Genomic DNA, 4,135 nt, shown 5'->3' on the forward strand with positions numbered 1-4,135 from the left:
AAGTTTTCCTCGCTCAGTCAAGCCAAGACCGCAGCGGTACGCTAGAAATAAAAAAGCCGCTCACCTTAAGTGAACGGCATTACCTATAAGGAGCTTTTTTTATGGGTAACGTTTACTGAGCATATTTATTATTTACGCTGTAAGAACACACCCGACTCAATGTGATGTGTATAAGGGAACTGATCAAATATAGCAAAGCGCTTAACGTTGTGCGTACGTGTTAGGTGATCAAGGTCGCGTTCAAGGGTTTCTGGATTACACGATATATAAATTATGCTTTCGTAGTTAGCCACAAGGTCACACGTTAATTCATCCATGCCGGCGCGCGGTGGATCAACCAATATGGTTTGGCAGTCATAGCTTTTAAGGTCAATCCCGTCTAAACGAGAAAAAGTACGCTCGCCATTCATTGCTTGGGTAAACTCTTCACTCGACATACGAATAATATCTAAGTTCTCTACGTTATTTTTAGCAATATTGTATTGAGCAGAATGAACAGATGATTTTGATATTTCCGTCGCTAATACTTTATTAAAAGAACCCGCTAACGCAATTGAAAAGTTACCGTTACCACAGTAAAGCTCTAATAAATCATTCTTAAGTGGCTTACATAAGTCTTGCGCCCACTCCAGCATATTAATATTTACTTTTGCATTAGGCTGAGTAAAGCTATTTTCTACTTGTTGGTAAATAAGCTCTTGACCATTAACAGTTAAATGCTCAGTTACAAAGTCATCACCCAGCACTTCTTTTTGTTTGCGAGCACGGCCTATAAAGTCAATTTTGTATTTACTGCTTAGCTTTTCTTTAAGTGCTTTAATTTCACTTAGCCACTCTTCATCAAGTGGCTTGTGATAAAGCAAGCTTACTAAAATTTCACCGCTTAGCGTTGATAGGTAATCAATTTGAAATAACTTACGACGTAATATCTCGCAAGGTTTGAGGCTTTCAATCATCACCTGCATTATTTCACCTACTAAAGGCGCTGCGGGGTCAAATGTATCAACACGGATTTTTTCTTTTGTTTGTTGATCAAACATAATGTGAAACAGATCGTCACCGTCGTGCCATACTCTAAATTCAGCACGTTGGCGGTAGTTAGTTGGCTCTGAGCTAAATACTTCTAGTTGCTCCACACCAAAACGTTGAAACTGCGCACTAATACGCTGCTCTTTTTCACTTAACTGCGTTTGGTACTGTGTGGTATCTATTTTAATAACTGCCATTAACGCTACTACCTTCTCTAAGATCTGTTTATCGGCGCTATTGTAGGGAGCGCTGCGTATTTGTCTAGTTTTGGCTAGCATTTATGCTGTTTTATTGAACATTGTACTTTAGTTTTTATTGTTATAGCCGATAATAAACTACGCACGCTTAGGAGACGAATCATGAAAATAGGTAATTATGGCTTTACGCCAAACAACAACATCAATAAATTCAATAATAAAGCTGATATACAGCAACCTACAATTACGTCTCCTCAAGATAGCTATCAACAACGAGGCCGAGAGTTGGCCGCAAAGGTGCTTGGCGATAAAATGGCTGAGCAACTTGGATTGCCTATCGCAGAAAAAAAAGCAGATAAACCACTCTTTGATTTTGATGAAATAGTAAAAAACGTACTCGATTTTGTAAGTAGTGCTGTTAACAAAGCAAAAGCTAACGGCGCTGATGACGAAAAGCTCAAAGATATGTTAGGCGACGCGCGCAAAGGAGTCCAAATAGGGATTGATGACGCTGTTGATGAACTCAAAGGTACTGGTGTATTTAATGATGACATGGAAGAGGGGATTAATAAGTCCAAAGAGGGAATTTACAATGGGCTCGATAAGTTTGAAGAGTCGTTATTTAACCCACAACCTGCCAGCGTAAATATAAGCCAGGCTCAATATGTCAGTATGACGAGTAATGCAGAGTATAAATTTACCACCGCAGAAGGTGACGAGGTAAGTATTAGCTTTGCAGATGCATTTGAATCTCAGTCGGCAAGCGGCTATCAGCAAAACAGTAATAGCGAGTCGTTCGCAAGCTCATCATCGCAATCTCGACAGGTATCATTTTCGATGTCGGTAAATGGTGACTTAAATGAGCAAGAGCAAGAAGCGATTAATGCGATGATGGAAGATTTACAAGATTTAAGTAAAACATTTTTTGGTGGTGATCTAGATAAAGCATTTGAACAAGCACAAGAGCTGAGTTTAGAGAGTGATCAGCTGGTGGCTTTTTCTATGGATTTACGCCAAACAAAAACAATAGCAACAGTTAAAAGCTATGAAGAATATAAACCAGCACCAGAAAAACAAGTAGCAGAGGGTTTAGCCCCTTTTAATGACGACCTTAAAAATGCTTTTGAAAAAGCGGGTGAGCTTGGATTACAAAATCAACTAGCTGGAATTCTACAGTGGTTAAATCAAGATCAGGAACAAATAGATAAGTTAGTAGATTACACAAAGTCTATGTTCGAAAACCTTAATCAGTTAAATTCGGCAGCCGACAGGCTTACTGATTTAGAAACCACGCAAAGTTAAACTACTTTCTTTTATAAATACCTCATGGCAAACTGCCGTTCTTAAAGTAAAGTGGGAACGGTAGTTTGTCAGCGCATATAATGGTCTTTGATTCAGGTATTGGTGGAACTACTGTACTTGAGCATATAAAGCAAAGTATCCCCAATGCTCAGTACAGCTATTTTATGGATAATGCTTTACTACCTTATGGAGCTCAATCCCAGCAAACAATCATTAACCGATTATGCTCACTTATTCATTTCATCAAAACTAACGCTCTTAACGTTGATTTAATTGTAATAGCGTGTAATACCGCTTCCACATCCGCACTTAGTGCGGTTCGCCAAGTGACAGATATTCCAATTGTAGGAGTTGTGCCAGCTATAAAGCCTGCCGCAGAGTTAACACGTTCAAATCATATTGGCTTATTAGCCACACCAGCAACGGTCGCCAGTTCATACACTAAAACGTTAATTGCTGAACATGCGCGTAATGTAGTTGTTAATCTATATAGCAGTGTGGAGTTAGTAACCTTAGCTGAGCAATACTTTTTTACAGACTCATTAGATACAGACAAGTTGCACCAAGTACTAGATGGCCTGCATATAGATAAAACTATAGATGTACTTGTACTAGGGTGTACGCACTTTCCAATACTAGCAGGGCCGATGAGTCAGTATTTTGAAGGGAATGTAAAATTACTTGATTCAGGTGTAGCGATAGCAAATAGAGTTCGTTACTTACTTAACGAACTTAACTTATGTGTGAATAAACTAACAGACATAAAAAAGCCGCTGCAATATTATGCAACGGCTGATGTGTTTAGCAATAAGCTAGCGGTAAAGCTAGTTACACTGACTGATCCGTCTCAGTACGTAGAGCATTAGAATCATCTTCTTGTTTTTGTTTTGCTTCACGTACCTTTAAAGTACGTTGTTGGAACTCGCTATCGTTTAAGTTAGCAATTGCATTGTCTGCATCAGCTTGCGCCATTTCAACAAAACCAAAGCCACGACGCTTGCCAGTATTCTTATCCTTTAATAAACGAACATTGAATACTTTGCCTTGTTCTTCAAATAATGCACGAACCACACCTTCGTTTGCACGATAAGGAAGGTTACCAACATAAAGCGTTTTTGTTTTAACTTCAGCTTCTTCAGTCACATCAGATGACATTGCAGCAATAGCAATCGCACCTATTAATAAACCAGCACCAAATAGTAACGCAGGGTTTAAAGCTAAGCCGCCAAAAGCAAACTCAACAACAACAAAACCAACTACAGCAAGAATAACAGAGAAGATAAAAGATTTTTGATCGGGTAATTTCATTTTAGATCTACCAATAAACAGGAAATAAACATTAATTTAACATTGTGAACTTGCTATCTTAACGTCTAAATCAAACATAGCAATGATATTTGTATTAAATAATAAATAAGAGCACAAAAAAGCATCACCTTAGGTGTGTTTTCATATGGTTTTACGTGGTTTTGTTCTATTTTTGTTCGAACAGTAAAAAGATCTAAAAAAAGGGTTGATCTGTTTTCGGATCTCCCTATAATGCGACCCCACTGAGACGGGAAACGCCGAAGCATAGCAAGGCACGAACTACCTCAGAGAGTTAAATA

Annotated in this window: 4 protein-coding genes; 2 read left to right on the forward strand and 2 right to left on the reverse strand. The window is 38.5% G+C overall.

Annotated elements, in window-relative coordinates; genetic code table 11:
• Positions 1-128 precede the first annotated feature (128 nt).
• The gene (gene trmA / locus GQR55_RS19650) at positions 129-1,226 is read right to left on the reverse strand and encodes a tRNA (uridine(54)-C5)-methyltransferase TrmA (RefSeq protein ID WP_166421926.1); all 1,098 of its coding nucleotides are present in this window, start codon (positions 1,224-1,226) and stop codon (positions 129-131) included.
• A 162-nt stretch (positions 1,227-1,388) separates the two neighbouring features.
• Between trmA and GQR55_RS19655 the strand changes: the two genes are divergently transcribed.
• Complete coding sequence (locus GQR55_RS19655; protein ID WP_166421923.1) at positions 1,389-2,528, forward strand: DUF5610 domain-containing protein; 1,140 nt, start codon at positions 1,389-1,391, stop codon at positions 2,526-2,528.
• Positions 2,529-2,593: 65 nt separating this feature from the next.
• Entirely contained in the window at positions 2,594-3,394 is an 801-nt protein-coding gene (gene murI / locus GQR55_RS19660; protein ID WP_166421924.1) for a glutamate racemase, read from the forward strand.
• Here the strand turns inward: murI and GQR55_RS19665 are convergent.
• On the reverse strand, positions 3,357-3,836 hold the full coding sequence (locus tag GQR55_RS19665; RefSeq protein WP_166421925.1) for an RNA-binding protein: 480 nt from the start codon (positions 3,834-3,836) through the stop codon (positions 3,357-3,359). The genes murI and GQR55_RS19665 overlap by 38 nt on opposite strands.
• Positions 3,837-4,135 lie beyond the last annotated feature (299 nt).

It is taken from the genome of Pseudoalteromonas sp. Z1A8 (genome assembly GCF_011378855.1).
Taxonomy (GTDB): Bacteria; Pseudomonadota; Gammaproteobacteria; order Enterobacterales; family Alteromonadaceae; genus Pseudoalteromonas.